At 40.3% G+C, this 13,431-nt stretch carries 17 protein-coding genes; 2 read left to right on the top strand and 15 right to left on the bottom strand.

The genetic code is table 11. The features are described from left to right. Positions 1-102: 102 nt before the first annotated feature. The 11 genes from QR42_RS10525 to QR42_RS10575 form a co-directional block, all read right to left on the bottom strand. Positions 103-915, bottom strand: coding sequence for a purine-nucleoside phosphorylase (locus QR42_RS10525; protein WP_039179680.1), 813 nt, complete (start codon positions 913-915; stop codon positions 103-105). A gap of 11 nt (positions 916-926) precedes the next feature. Then, complete coding sequence (gene deoB / locus QR42_RS10530) at positions 927-2,111, bottom strand: phosphopentomutase (protein ID WP_039179683.1); 1,185 nt, start codon at positions 2,109-2,111, stop codon at positions 927-929. Positions 2,112-2,264: 153 nt separating this feature from the next. Continuing rightward, on the bottom strand, positions 2,265-3,155 hold the full coding sequence (gene xerD, locus QR42_RS10535) for a site-specific tyrosine recombinase XerD (RefSeq protein WP_039179686.1): 891 nt from the start codon (positions 3,153-3,155) through the stop codon (positions 2,265-2,267). A gap of 6 nt (positions 3,156-3,161) precedes the next feature. After that, positions 3,162-3,389 (bottom strand): YqzK family protein, encoded by a 228-nt coding sequence (locus QR42_RS10540; protein WP_024428058.1) that lies wholly within the window; start codon positions 3,387-3,389, stop codon positions 3,162-3,164. A gap of 117 nt (positions 3,390-3,506) precedes the next feature. Further along, positions 3,507-3,959 carry a ferric iron uptake transcriptional regulator gene (gene fur / locus QR42_RS10545; protein ID WP_003215577.1) on the bottom strand — a complete coding sequence of 151 codons (453 nt, stop codon included), beginning with the start codon at positions 3,957-3,959 and terminating at the stop codon, positions 3,507-3,509. 110 nt (positions 3,960-4,069) lie between these two features. After that, positions 4,070-4,714 carry a stage II sporulation protein M gene (spoIIM, locus tag QR42_RS10550; RefSeq protein ID WP_039179689.1) on the bottom strand — a complete coding sequence of 215 codons (645 nt, stop codon included), beginning with the start codon at positions 4,712-4,714 and terminating at the stop codon, positions 4,070-4,072. Positions 4,715-4,830: 116 nt separating this feature from the next. Continuing rightward, the gene (locus QR42_RS10555) at positions 4,831-5,961 is read right to left on the bottom strand and encodes a S8 family peptidase (RefSeq protein WP_084096406.1); all 1,131 of its coding nucleotides are present in this window, start codon (positions 5,959-5,961) and stop codon (positions 4,831-4,833) included. Positions 5,962-6,072: 111 nt separating this feature from the next. Beyond that, positions 6,073-6,294, bottom strand: a complete 222-nt coding sequence (locus tag QR42_RS10560; RefSeq protein WP_039179694.1) for a hypothetical protein — start codon at positions 6,292-6,294, stop codon at positions 6,073-6,075. 68 nt (positions 6,295-6,362) lie between these two features. Then, positions 6,363-6,815, bottom strand: a complete 453-nt coding sequence (locus tag QR42_RS10565; protein ID WP_039179697.1) for a GNAT family N-acetyltransferase — start codon at positions 6,813-6,815, stop codon at positions 6,363-6,365. Continuing rightward, positions 6,802-7,983 carry a TIGR00375 family protein gene (locus QR42_RS10570; RefSeq protein ID WP_039179701.1) on the bottom strand — a complete coding sequence of 394 codons (1,182 nt, stop codon included), beginning with the start codon at positions 7,981-7,983 and terminating at the stop codon, positions 6,802-6,804. Before QR42_RS10570 ends, QR42_RS10565 begins: the two co-directional genes overlap by 14 nt. Next, positions 7,980-8,537, bottom strand: coding sequence for an NUDIX hydrolase (locus tag QR42_RS10575; RefSeq protein WP_039179704.1), 558 nt, complete (start codon positions 8,535-8,537; stop codon positions 7,980-7,982). The genes QR42_RS10570 and QR42_RS10575 overlap by 4 nt, the downstream gene beginning before the upstream one ends. 168 nt (positions 8,538-8,705) lie before the next feature. Between QR42_RS10575 and QR42_RS10580 the strand changes: the two genes are divergently transcribed. Next, positions 8,706-9,626, top strand: a complete 921-nt coding sequence (locus tag QR42_RS10580; RefSeq protein WP_039183182.1) for an aldo/keto reductase — start codon at positions 8,706-8,708, stop codon at positions 9,624-9,626. A gap of 114 nt (positions 9,627-9,740) precedes the next feature. Here the strand turns inward: QR42_RS10580 and QR42_RS10585 are convergent, their stop codons facing one another. After that, on the bottom strand, positions 9,741-10,133 hold the full coding sequence (locus QR42_RS10585; protein ID WP_235354765.1) for an LCI fold-containing protein: 393 nt from the start codon (positions 10,131-10,133) through the stop codon (positions 9,741-9,743). Between the two features lie 188 nt (positions 10,134-10,321). Next, positions 10,322-10,546 carry a YqkE family protein gene (locus QR42_RS10590; protein ID WP_039179706.1) on the bottom strand — a complete coding sequence of 75 codons (225 nt, stop codon included), beginning with the start codon at positions 10,544-10,546 and terminating at the stop codon, positions 10,322-10,324. A gap of 123 nt (positions 10,547-10,669) precedes the next feature. Here QR42_RS10590 and QR42_RS10595 point away from each other — a divergent pair, with 123 nt between their 5' ends. Further along, positions 10,670-11,596 carry an alpha/beta hydrolase gene (locus QR42_RS10595; RefSeq protein ID WP_039179708.1) on the top strand — a complete coding sequence of 309 codons (927 nt, stop codon included), beginning with the start codon at positions 10,670-10,672 and terminating at the stop codon, positions 11,594-11,596. A gap of 26 nt (positions 11,597-11,622) precedes the next feature. Here QR42_RS10595 and QR42_RS10600 read toward each other — a convergent pair whose 3' ends face one another. Together QR42_RS10600 and QR42_RS10610 are read right to left on the bottom strand one after the other, a co-directional pair. After that, complete coding sequence (locus tag QR42_RS10600; protein ID WP_024428051.1) at positions 11,623-12,885, bottom strand: response regulator aspartate phosphatase; 1,263 nt, start codon at positions 12,883-12,885, stop codon at positions 11,623-11,625. Positions 12,886-13,185: 300 nt separating this feature from the next. Beyond that, positions 13,186-13,425, bottom strand: coding sequence for a YqkC family protein (locus QR42_RS10610; protein ID WP_024422884.1), 240 nt, complete (start codon positions 13,423-13,425; stop codon positions 13,186-13,188). Positions 13,426-13,431 lie beyond the last annotated feature (6 nt).

Here is a 13,431-nt window from a genome sequence, read left to right on the forward strand (position 1 = left end):
CCTTTCTATTTTTTCCTCATACAGGCTGTTTTATTCAGAGATCGTATGATTGCAAATAAAAAAAGCCTTCTGCTTGGGTAGCAGAAGGCTTCTGGACACATGCTATGAAAGTTGTTTGACAATGTCTTTTACTAAATCAAGAAAACTTGCTTTCACTTTTTCCGTTACTTCGATCACTTCATCATGTGACAGCGGCTGATCCAAAATACCAGATGCCGCATTGGAAATGCATGAAATGCCAAGTACTTTGATTCCTGCATGACGCGCAACAATGACTTCTGGAACAGTCGACATTCCTACCGCATCTGCTCCAAGCGTTCTAAGGAAACGAACTTCAGCAGGTGTTTCATATGAAGGGCCTGTCATCCCTGCATAAACCCCTTGCTGTACAGATATACCTAAACGCTGGGCTGTTTCTGCTGCAAGTGCCAGCAATTCTTTATCGTACGGTGCAGACATATCGGGAAAACGAACGCCTTGACTGTCATTTCGGCCAATTAATGGATTGGTTCCCATCATATTGATATGATCTGTGATCAGCATGAGATCTCCTGGACGGAATGAAGTATTCACTCCGCCGGCTGCATTTGTGACAATGCATGTTTCAATACCAATTTCTTTCATCACACGGACAGGAAACGTCACTTGCTTCATATCATATCCTTCATAGAAATGAAAACGCCCTTGCATCGCGCAAACGACAGTGCCTTTCAGCGTTCCGATCACGAGCTGCCCTGCATGTCCCTCTACTGTTGAAACAGGGAATCCGGGAATATCTTCATATTTAATTTTGATTGGATTTTCAATCTCATCTGCTAAAATGCCAAGCCCTGATCCTAAAATCAATCCAACTGTTGGTACATATGTCGATGCTTGTTTAATATATGCCGCCGCTTCTGAAAACTGTGCTCCCACGAGATTTCCCCCTATTTGAGTTTAGATAAAAAGCTTGTTCCATATTTAGGCATCGCTATCTTGAAATTATCGGCAACGGTTGCCCCAAGATCAGCAAATGTTTTTGCTGTTGGCAGTTCATTTGCTTCCTGATGCTTTTTGCTGTAAGCAATGAGCGGAACGTATTCTCTTGTATGATCTGTTCCGTGATGAACCGGGTCATTTCCATGATCTGCTGTGATCACAAGAAGATCATCCTCTTTCAACAGGTCAAACACTTCAGGAAGACGTGCGTCAAATTCCTCTAATGCTTTTCCATAACCCTCTGGATCTCTTCTATGTCCGTAAAGAGCGTCAAAATCAACAAGGTTCAAAAAGCTGAGTCCTGTAAAGTCTGTTTTAAGTGTATCGACCAGCTTGTCCATTCCATCCATGTTCGATTTTGTTCTAAGAGATGATGTGATTCCTTCGCCGTCATAAATATCAGAGATTTTTCCGATCGCAATGACATCGAGCCCATCATCTTTCAGTTCATTCATGACTGTACGGTCAAATGGTTTTAACGCATAATCATGACGGTTTGGCGTTCTAACAAAAGCACCAGGCTCTCCGACAAACGGACGAGCGATAATCCGTCCAACCATATATTTTTCATCTAATGTGAGTTCACGGGCAATTTCACAAATACGGTAAAGCTCATCTAATGGCACAACTTCTTCGTGCGCAGCAATTTGCAGCACAGAATCCGCAGATGTATAAACGATTAAATCGCCTGTATTCATGTGCTCTTCGCCAAGCTCATCTAAAATTTCCGTACCAGACGCAGGTTTATTTCCAATAATACCTCGGCCAGTTTTTTCTTTTAATTCATTTAATAGTTCATCTGGGAATCCGTCTGGAAAGACTTTGAACGGTGTGTCTATGTAAAGACCCATGATTTCCCAATGCCCTGTCATTGTGTCTTTACCATTTGATGCTTCTTGCATTTTTCCATAATACGCAAGCGGTTTTTCATCCGCTGGAATTCCTTTGATTTCTTTAATATGACTCAGCCCAAGCTTCGCCATATTCGGCATATGAAGCCCGTTCATTTTTTCAGCAATATGTCCAAGTGTATCTGCACCTACATCATTAAAATCAGCAGCATCTGGTGCTTCCCCAATCCCTACTGAATCCATTACGACGAGGAAAATGCGTTTATACTGATAATCAGGCATTAAAAAGCGCCTCCTTCAATATTCTTGTCTTTTGACCTTACAAACAGTAAGAGGTCAGACATCTCAAGTATAAACCGTTTACAAGCCAGTTGACAACCATAAACGGTGTAAAGATGAAAAAGCATGACACCCGTTCACTGTGTCATGCTTTACTTATGCCCTTGGATGGAATTTGTGATACACATCTTTCAGTCTTGTTTTCGTCACATGTGTATAAATTTGTGTTGTTGAGATATCGGCATGTCCGAGCATCTCCTGTACAGCTCTTAAGTCCGCACCGTTTTCAAGCAGGTGTGTAGCAAATGAATGTCTGAGCGTATGAGGCGTCAGCTCCTTTTGAATCCCTGCTTCAATGGCTCGTTTCTTTAAGTTCTTCCAGAAGCCCTGGCGCGACATTTTTTTCCCGTGATGATTGAGAAACAGGGCATCGGACGGCTGTTTTTTTAACAGCTTGCTTCTTCCCTTTTCGATATATTCTTCAATTGCGCTTGCGGCAGCTTCACCGATTGGCACAATTCGCTCTTTTCTTCCTTTTCCAAAACAGCGGATAAAGCCCATTGTGAGGTGCACATCTGCAAGGGTCAGATCCAGCATTTCACTGACGCGAATGCCTGTTGCATATAAGAGCTCAAGCATTGCTTTGTCTCGGTAGTCAAAGGGAGTGTGCTGATTTGGTGTATCAAGCAGTTTTTCGACCTCCCCTAATGATAGAACTTTCGGTAATGTCCGCTCTGTTTTTTGCGTTTCAATGTTCCATGACGGGTCATCCGTTGTCACTTTTTCCCGAAGCAGAAATTGATGAAAGGAACGGATCGATGATAGATGCCGTACAGACGTTTTACTCGATTTCCCTTCCTCTTTTAACTGCTTTAAATAATGAATGATATGCAGGCGCGTGACATCGCTAATATCCGTCAGCTGTTCATGTGTCATTAAAAAAGACAAGTAGTTCTGCAAATCTCTTTTATAAGAAACAATGGTATTTTCAGAGAGTCCTCTCTCTACGGTCATAAAATGAATAAAGTCGGATAATTGATCGTTCAATGATTTCTACTCCCCGTTTTGATAAAAATAAATCAATCGGTCTTGCCAATTGTCTTGATTCGGCTGATCCATTTCCATCACTTTAATTGCTGCACCCTCTGGTTTATCATAACGATGGTAGCTTTCATATTCTGAATTTATCCATATCATAGCATAATAGAACAGGACGGTAAAACCTGTGAACAAGATAAATACTTTGATCACTTCACCTGTTGTTTTGAGCCATTTTCGCATGATCTTCAAGTCCTTTCTCACCTTCTCATTACTTCAGCATATGCCAGGTAGGACAAGGAATATACAGCGAAAATGCAAAAAACCTCTTCATCTTAAATGAAAAGGTTCCAATTCGGATTATTTGCCGGATTCATCATCATGACACCGGTGGCAAATACCATGGAATGTCAATCTATGATCCTTAATTTTAAATTTCCAGTCACGTTCAATAATCTCTTCGACATCTTCTAATAAATCATCTTCTATCTCATCGACTGTTCCGCATTCCATGCAGACAAGATGGTGATGGAAGTGAGCGGCTCCTTCTTTGCGAAGATCATATCGCGAAACGCCGTCTCCAAAGTTAATTTTATCAACAACTTTCAGTTCAGTGAGCAATTCTAACGTCCGATAAACAGTAGCAAGACCAATTTCAGGAGACTTCTCTTTTACGAGGAGGTATACATCTTCTGCACTTAAATGGTCTTCTTCATTCTCAAGCAGTACTCTTACTGTGGCTTCACGCTGTGGCGTGAGCTTGTAGCTGGAAGAATGAAGCTGTTTCTTAATTCGATCAATCCTATTTTCCATTGACTTTCCCTCCTACGCCACATTACTTGATCATTATATCAAATGATGTGCTGAGAGCCAACTATAATCATTTTAAATTGATAAATAAATTGATTATTAATTAATAACAATTATAAAAGAATACCTGCCAGCTTTTTCATCAGCATGAATGATATGTACGATTCAAAAAAAGATGAAAGTGCAGCAAGCGCTAAAATCATCAGCAGAACCGATGCATACCGGCCAAACCACTGAACGGGTGCTTGACTGATGGTTTTTTTCATGAAGAGCTGTCCAATGAGACGGATGGAAAACGCAATCGCACAGGTGCCAATCACTAAATAGGCTGGAATAAGCAAAATGTTTTGCGGAAGCACCGATACAAACGAGAGAAAAAATCCACTCAGCCCCATTTGATTCACGAGAAAACCAACAGTAAATCCAACAACAATTCCTTTTAAAAAGATCATGAGAAAGATGAGCGGCAGACCAATAATGGATATTCCCAGGATCCACATAAGGCCTAAATATTTCATATGATGCAGGAAGCTTTGTAAAAACATTTCTTTTGATTCTGCTGCTTTCTCATTCGTCAGCTGACCAAAAAATTGATTTAAATAATAGAATAAATCCTCTTTCTGGCTGAATGTCATGCTATTGACAATGATGGCACCGAAGATCACACCCATTAAAAAGAGTACAGAGACAAATAAATAAATCGAGAGATGATCTTTTACGTGCTGAAGAAGATGCTCCTTCCAAGACTTTTTCCGCATGTGTCTTCCTCCCAAATCGTAAGGTTACTAGATTCTATGAGAGAGATTACGAAACATGACAGTTTTATTGAAAGAAAAAAGAGAAAGCAGCCTGCTCACTGCTTTCTCTTTTTCATTTATCGTGCGGCTTTTTGTACGTTCACAAGCCCGGCACCGTAATAAAAAGGTTCTCCAAGTTTTGTCGCCGTTTTTGACAGTCTCTCACGCACTTCATCGTTTGTCAGATTCGGATGTTTTGATAGAATGACAGCCGCAGCGCCCGTTACATGCGGTGATGCCATTGACGTTCCGCTCATGTAGCCATATTCGTTATGAGGAATGGTGCTCAGCGTTGAAACGCCTGGTGCTGAGACTTCCAGTTCTTCGCCGACAGATGAATCAAAAGCTCTTTGCTTTTTTTGGTCAACAGAGGCAACAGCCATCACGGAGCTGTATTTAGCCGGATAGTCAATCGTATTGAGAGATCCATAACTTCCTTCATTCCCCGCAGAAGCCACAATGAGAATCCCTTTATCATACGCTCGATCTACCGCTTCTTTCAGCGCCTCAGATTCACTTGCTCCCCCCATACTAATATTGATGACATCCATGTCATTCTCAACGGCCCATTCAATCCCTTTTATGATCCAGCTATAGTAGCCGTCACCATTTTCATCTGCCACCTTAACAGCATAGATAGAGGCTTTTGGCGCAACACCAACGACACCTACCTTATTATCTAAAGCGGCAATTGTCCCTGCCACATGCGTGCCATGTTTATGCGGATCTACAAGCGGATCGGACTCTGTCGGTACAAAGCTCACCCCGCCGGTGACATGTAAATCCTCATGTTTGCCGTCGATCCCGCTGTCAAGAACTGCTACTTTGACATTCTGTCCAGCGTATCCTTGTTTATGTACCTTTTGTGCTTTGATGCTTTTGATGCCATATGGAACAGTTTGACTGCTTGTTTTTGCTTTTTGATCTTCCTCAATGAAAGTCACTTCTTTTGCTTCATTCAGTTTCTTTTTCGATGTCTCATTCAACGACACTTTCATCAGATCTATTTGCTCTATGGATTCTTTCACATGCCCGCCAGCTTCTTCTACAAGCTGTTTTTGTATTTTGTCTTGAACGGAAGAAGAAAAGCCGATCATGTACTCTTTTTTTGCTTGCTCCTTTGCAGAAATATCTGACGCGCCAAACATGACCGATGCCACAAGCACACTTGCCATACAAAGCCCTGCTCCAAATGACTTGACGTTCACGATACTCACTCTCCCTTTCGTTTCTTTTTGTCATTTAACTACATTTTTAGACAAAAAGAAACGACCGTTTGTCCTATTTTTTAAAATTTTTCCATTTATTTGATCTAGTTGTCACAAAAAAGCAAAATAAAAATGCTTATGATCCTCTTGATAGTGATCATAAGCATTTCGTCCTTTATGTTTTTTCATCATGTGCTGCAAGACTTCTTGTTTTGTTTTTGTCTTCCTTTCGTGTGTGCTAAAATGCGGCATGTTTCCTCTCGACAGTTCTGGATTACGGCTGTGCTGCCTTTGGATATGCTCTCGTTTTTTCTTTGCTTTGCTTTTTCCCATTTGGCAAAACTCCTTTCGTTGACGTTATGATACACGATGTTACATAAAAAAGATAGACGTAAATACGTCTATCTTTCTGTTTTTATCATATCAAAATGCGGAATCCCATCTTCATCATAAACATCTGAGACGACCTTGAAACCAAATGATTCGTAAAATGACTTCAGGTAGGCTTGCGCCTGTATTTTGACACTTGTTTCACCTAGTTCATTAAGCTTTTCCAAAGCCTTGATGAGCAGCATCTTTCCATACCCTTTTTTCCGGCCGGCCTGCGTCACAAGAACACGGCCGATGGACGCCTCTTTGTACACGATCCCGTTTTGAAAAATTCGGCAATAAGCCACAATGGTGCCATTCTCTTTTGCGATGAGATGAATTGCTTCTTGGTCCCTGTGATCAATTTCAGGGTAAGGGCATGTTTGTTCTACAACAAACACGTTGACTCTTTCCATAAGAATCAAGTAAAGATCCTCTTTTGACAATTGTTCAAACGTTTGACATGTCCATTTAATGTGACTCATGATTGATATCCACCTTACCGTACACTCCGCCTCCACCAGCGATTAGTCCGACTTCGCCCTTTCTTGCTTTGATGATGTAGCCCGCTGTCTTTTCTGGCAGAACGGCTTTTAATTCTTGTTCTGTTGCTTGATGCAGAATATTCATCTCTGTGTGAAACACGGCTTTTAGCTTCTCCAGCGTTTTAGGTCCAACACCCGGAATAAACTGAAGTGGGAGCTGATGAACATAAGGAGGTCTCATTCTTTTTTCACTTTCTTGGTCAGCAAGCTCTTTTAAACGCTCACTTACTCCTTTTGTCATCCGGGTATGTCCGCATTCGTGGCACTCTTCCTGATCTGATGCGTGAGGTCTTACCCCGCATTTCTCGCAGGTCGTATGATAATACTTCCCAAGCCGCGGAGCAAGTCCATAATTTCCTGTGACAGCTCTGCCATCTTTTTCTTCAAGGGCTAGCTTGAATTCGGCAAAAGAGGCATGATCCATTTTGATTTTTGTATATTCTCGCGCGATTTTCCCTAAAGAATGGGCATCTGAATTCGTTAAAAAGGGATACCGGTTCAGCTCACTCAGCTGGGACGCCATTGACGTATCACAGCTAAGACCAAGCTCAACAGCATCAATAAGGTCAGGATCAAATACTTCCGTTAAAGAAGTGCTGACCCCTTTGCCGTATAGACTTTTATGCGGCGTAAAAATATGAGCAGGAATAAACAATCCTCCTAGCTCTTTTACTTTGTGCTGAAGTGTTTTCCCATCAACATAGAGGCGCTGTGAGCTCAAATGGACATTTTTCATATGAAGCGAAAGCCATGCGGAGAACTCAGACATTTTGTGTAGTGTGGGCATAAATGCCAGCACATGAATCGGACCTTTTGAATGGTCATCATTGATCTCTAATTCACTGCCTAAAAGCAGCACTGTCGGTCCAAATGATAGACCGCCGTCATTTAGTTCCGTGTACCGGCCTTCCTCTACACCCTCTATTAACTCTTCTAAGACTTCTGGAGATTGTGCATCTATCACACCAATCATCCCCATCCCTTTACTTTCTGCTGCTTCAATGAGAATTTGGTCAATTGTCAATGACCTTGCACCTGTAATTTTGACAGCTCTGCCTGTTCTTGTTCTGCCAATATGAATATGGATGTCTGCAAAAAATTCCTTCATTTTGTTGACTCAAGTACCTCTTGCAGTTGTAAGTATTGAATGGCATAGGCTGTTTTTGCATCGTAAATATGCTGATCTTCAATGAGGTGCAAGGCTTCTTCTAATGAAACTTCCATTACTTCGACAAATTCATCTTCATCCAGCTCTCTTTTTTCTTCAAGCGGAACTAGCTGATCTGCTAGATAAATGTGAACAATTTCATCTGCAAAACCAGGTGATGTATAAAAGGCCGTCAGCTTTTGAAGCTGCTGAGTTGTATATCCTGTTTCTTCTTCTAATTCTCTTAATGCTGTATGTGCCGGCTCTTCCCCTTTTTCTAGTTTTCCAGCCGGAATTTCAACGATGGCTCTCTCTAATGCTTTACGGTATTGTTTGACCAAGATGATTTTATTTTCGTCTGTACGTGCAATGACAGCTACTGCACCAGGATGTTTAATGATTTCGCGTTTGCCTTGTTTTCCGTTAGGCAATTCTACATCTTCAAGTACCAAATCAATGATTTTTCCGTTGTATAATTCTTTCGACGATAATGTTTTTTCTTCAAAGTCCTTCAATTTTGTCAGCTCCTCGTTCTACTTTCACTTTTTACTTCATTTATTTTAACATAGATGATTTAAGAGAAGCGAAAAGCGAAACGCTTGCTTCAATGCGCCATTTGAAATCACCTAGCTTGAATTCCTGATTTTTTTCACTTAATGTGAAAGGATAGGAGTGTGATGGAATTGAAAAAAAGACGTATTGGCACCTCAGATCTTTTAGTGAGCGAGGCGGCACTAGGATGCATGTCTCTTGGGACTGATAAAGAAAAAGCGCTCTCTTTATTAGATGAGGCCATTGATCTCGGAATTAACTATTTGGATACAGCCGATTTATATGATTTTGGGACAAATGAGGAAATTGTTGGGGAAGCCATCAAAAATAGACGGCAAGATTTGATTTTGGCGACAAAAGGCGGCAACCGCTTTGAAAAAGGCAAACCAGGCTGGGACTGGGACCCTTCAAAGGCGTACATAAAGGAAGCAGTAAAACAAAGCCTCAAGCGGCTTCAAACAGATTATATTGATTTATATCAATTGCATGGAGGCACGATTGATGACCCCATTGATGAAACGATTGAGGCTTTTGAAGAATTAGTAGAGGAAGGCGTTATTCGCTATTATGGCATTTCATCTATCCGCCCAAATGTCATTAAAGAATATGCCAAAAAGTCCAATATCGTAAGCGTGATGATGCAATATAGCTTACTCGACCGCCGCCCGGAAGAATGGTTCTCTCTTCTTGAAGAACAAAGCATTAGCGTCGTCGCAAGAGGTCCTTTAGCGAAAGGATTATTAACTGAAAAACCACTTTCTCAAGCAAGTGCAGCGATTCAAAAAAACGGCTATCTTCAATATTCATTTGAAGAGCTTCAGCAGATCATTCCTTCTTTAAAGAAAGTCGCTTATGACCTATCACTCACTGAACTGTCCATTCAGTATATACTGAAACATTCTGCGGTCAGTTCCGTTGTATTTGGCGCGAGCTCGGTGGATCAGTTAAAAGAAAACATAGCAGCAGCAAATGCACGTTCTTTAAGTGACCAAGAAGTCAAAGCAGTAACTTACTATACAAAACCATTTGTGTATGAAGCGCACCGATCCTAATAAGAAAAAATCACATCATTTATCTCGTCAGAATGTAGAAAAACTCATGTTTTTCTACATTTTTTTTATGTTTTTCTCTATATAAAATAAGGAGGGACTAAAAGCCCCGTTGTCTTATCTTGCACTTTCGTAATATGCATAATTTCCAGATTTGCCTTTAAAATAATATGTAATACCGAATTGGTTGAAACTATTTGCAAAAACGCCATTATTTGAATGCATACATATTCTATTAGGTTTTACTTCAAAAGAAGCATCAGCGCAACCTACAATTGACGTAGCCTTTGTACTCACATCCGCATTTGTTGCAAGAGTTTGTCCAGAAACAGGTAAAAGCAATCCTAAAGATAAAGCGACTCCAGCCATTGTTTTTCTCAATTTCACGTGAATCATCTCCATTACCAAATTTTGTAACACATCTTCATTATAAGAAGAAATATCCTCCACCAAAAGGGTCTCAATGACCATATTTTCAATAAAAAGGAATTTAAATAAATCAATACTCACCTTTTTACTTCTGTTTCAAACATAAGTTATGGGATTTCGTTTCGTTTGACTGTAAAAAACAAACATACTGTCACGATTCTGAAATGAAGTGATGTGAAGGAGGCAAAAATGCTTTTCTATTTAAGGACTCTGTGGATCTATCTCAAGGATGATGACATGAAAAAAAGGAAGCATCATTGCTCCCTTTTTTAGCTTTTATACTTTCTCCAGTCTAAATGGCTTTCATCTAGCAGCTCTGAAAAGCTTTTATTTTTTTCTTTTTCTTTCTGCTGCCGAAGGAGGTCTTGTCGTTTTTGTTCTTCTCTTTTTTCTGTTTCGACGGCAAGGTTCTGTTTCATTTGAAGAAGCTGCTGTTTGACATCGTCCTTTATGCCGTCCTTTAATTTCGCTTGATCCTGCTTGGTCTTTTTCATTGTGCCTCTCTCCTTTTGACTTAGTGTATCATCCGTTTTATTTTCTGAGCAAGAGGCACGCCCATCTACCAAGATGTGGTATGATCGTCATAGAAAAAACTCTGGAAAGGAAGAATCGGCTAGATGAAGAAATGGATTGCTATATTTGCCTTCATATTATGTCCACTCGCTGTAATCGGCATTTTTTTCACCAATAAAATGATGTATATTCGAAAATTAACGAATGAAGAGCTCATCAAACGAGAATCAGATGGAGGCCATTATCATCACGAGGAATTTCAGCAGCTTAAGAAAGAGAAAGTGTGTATTCCTTCAGCATTTGGTTATAATCTACATGGCTATTTTGTACCGTATCCTCATACAACACGCACAATCGTACTTTGCCACGGTGTGACAGTCAGTTTGATTAATTCCGTTAAGTATATGAAATTATTCCAAAAGCTCGGGTGGAATGTGCTGCTTTATGATCATAGAAGACATGGGATGAGCGGCGGGAAAACCACGAGTTATGGATATTATGAAAAAGAAGATCTAGCAAAGATCGTAAAGTGGCTCAGACAAAGACTCGGAGAAAGTGCCATCATTGGAATACACGGAGAATCAATGGGTGCAGTCACGACCTTGTTATATGCCGCAAAGCCGGAAGCAAACGCCAATTTTTACATAGCAGACTGCCCTTTTGCTTCATTTGAGGACCAGCTTCTGTATCGATTAAAAACAGATTTTCGCCTTTCAGGAGAGTGGATTCTTCCACTAAGTGATCAAGTGTTAAAATGGCGGGACGGATACCGCATCCGGCAAGTTTCCCCTCTTGATGTGATCGATCATGTGAAAGTACCTGTACTTTTTATTCATAGCCGCCATGACGACTATATCCCCTGTGAGCAAAGTCAGCAGTTATATGCACGTAAAAAGGGTGACAAACAGTTGTTTATTGCGCCACACGGTGCGCATGCAATGTCTTTTAGCGAAAATAAGGAAGCTTATGAGCAAGAAATTCAAGCATTTCTTCAAAGATTTGAATTGAATGAAAATAAAAGAGGAGAATGAACAGCAGTTCGTCCCCTCTTTTTGAGCTAACTTATGCGATAGTCACCACTGTTGTATGGTGTCTGCCCGCAAGCTCCATATGGCTCTCTTCCGATTGCTGCTGACTCATGACCGATAATCCTGCAGTTGCTGCCAATAAAAGAACTATCAAACTCGTTTTCATATAAATGACCCCCATTTTGAATTTTTGATATGGCTTGAATTTTCCTTTCGTAAAACCGGGTAGATACTTCAAACAGTCCAAGCTCATTGTAATAATGAGCCGCATCAAGTGCCAATTCCTCAATATCTGGGTATAAGCGCTTGTCCTCGAGCAGGTCTAATGTATCGTCTATGATTGTTATGTCTGCATCAACGTACAATGCTTTTAAGAACTGAAATTTGCAGATGTAAATTTCATCTTCTAATTCACAGGCCTTCATAATACCTTGTTGATAGAGGGTTAACGACTCTTCTATTTGTTTTTGTTTAAACAGGATTTGTGTCAGCATAAATAGTGGGTCTAGAGAGCGATTAAGATGGGTTAAATTCTCCTTTTCAAACACTTCAATAGAGTCTTTCAGATAACGGCTTGCTTCCGCAAGATCGTTCATTTGATAATAACAGTTACCTAAGTTGAAAAGGGCCGAACCTATGACTCGAGGGTTTCCAATTGAGCGTGCTCGCTTTAGAGCATTTTTAAAGTAGGGCAATGCATGTTCATAGCATTTCAAATCATCATAGTTTGCACCAATGACAAATTCACAGTGGATGATTCTCAGCGTGTACGTTCTGTAGGCAGAATACGTATCTAACGCTTGCAAGGCATAGTGCATCGAAAAGTGGGTTTGTTTCATGTGGTAGTAAATTTCTGCTAATTTAAAGTAAAATTCTGCTCTTTCTATATCATCTGATATGAGATTGAGCTTTTTTTCTGCTGAGCGGTAATAAGCAATAGCACTTAAGTAGTTTCTCTGTTCAAATTCAAACATTCCTGTGAAAAAATGAACATAGTATTCAAGCATATCCGTTAATTTCGTTTGTGAATGTTCGATCGTTTCTAGCAAATTCTTAATCTCTTCATCATTCGAGGCTTTCTTTGCCGGTTCAAAATATTCAAGCATTACCTTGTGGCGAAAATCCATCAGCTGGTAAAACAATAACAAGTTTTGATCCTGCTCCATTTCGAGGATTTCCTGCTCGATCTCCGCCTTCAGCTTCTCTGCTTTCATCACATGAAATCCGCAAATCTGCCTATACCATTCGTTTATTTTGATTCCAACCTGAGGCGATGACAGCTTGAGCTTCAATTCACTTTAGCACCTCCCTTCTCATATACGATACATGTTGTATTCTATCACATTTCCTCGAATGGAAGAAATATGAAATGTCATTTTTCGCAAAGTTTTCGGTATCCCGCAATAAACGCTGCGAATGCCTATTTTTCGGCATTTACAGCCATTTTTTTTTATTTCCAGCTTGCTCATTTTGTCGAATTGTTTGTTGAAAAACTGCTTTTTTTGCTTCAAAAGATCATTTTTCAGATTAGACAACCGTGCCGTTTGATGAGATGATGAACGCACGAAAAAAACCCTTTCGAAAAAGGGCTTTTATAATACATCTGTTACTTGGTCCATATTCTCTTTGATCCAATTGACAGCTAATTCGAGCGTTGGAAATTCTTCCGTTTCAAATGTGACTTCATCTTGAAGAAGCCAAACGTCCTTTTTCACCGAATCCATTCCACCTATTGACCAGTGCAAAAGGCTATAGGGATGATTGTTATTTAAAAACGACACCCATGTTTTATTTTGTGCCGTATTTTGTATCACTTTTAGCTTTTGATCCACTACATT

Source organism: Bacillus sp. WP8, from assembly GCF_000800825.1.
GTDB classification, from domain to species: domain Bacteria; phylum Bacillota; class Bacilli; order Bacillales; family Bacillaceae; genus Bacillus; species Bacillus safensis.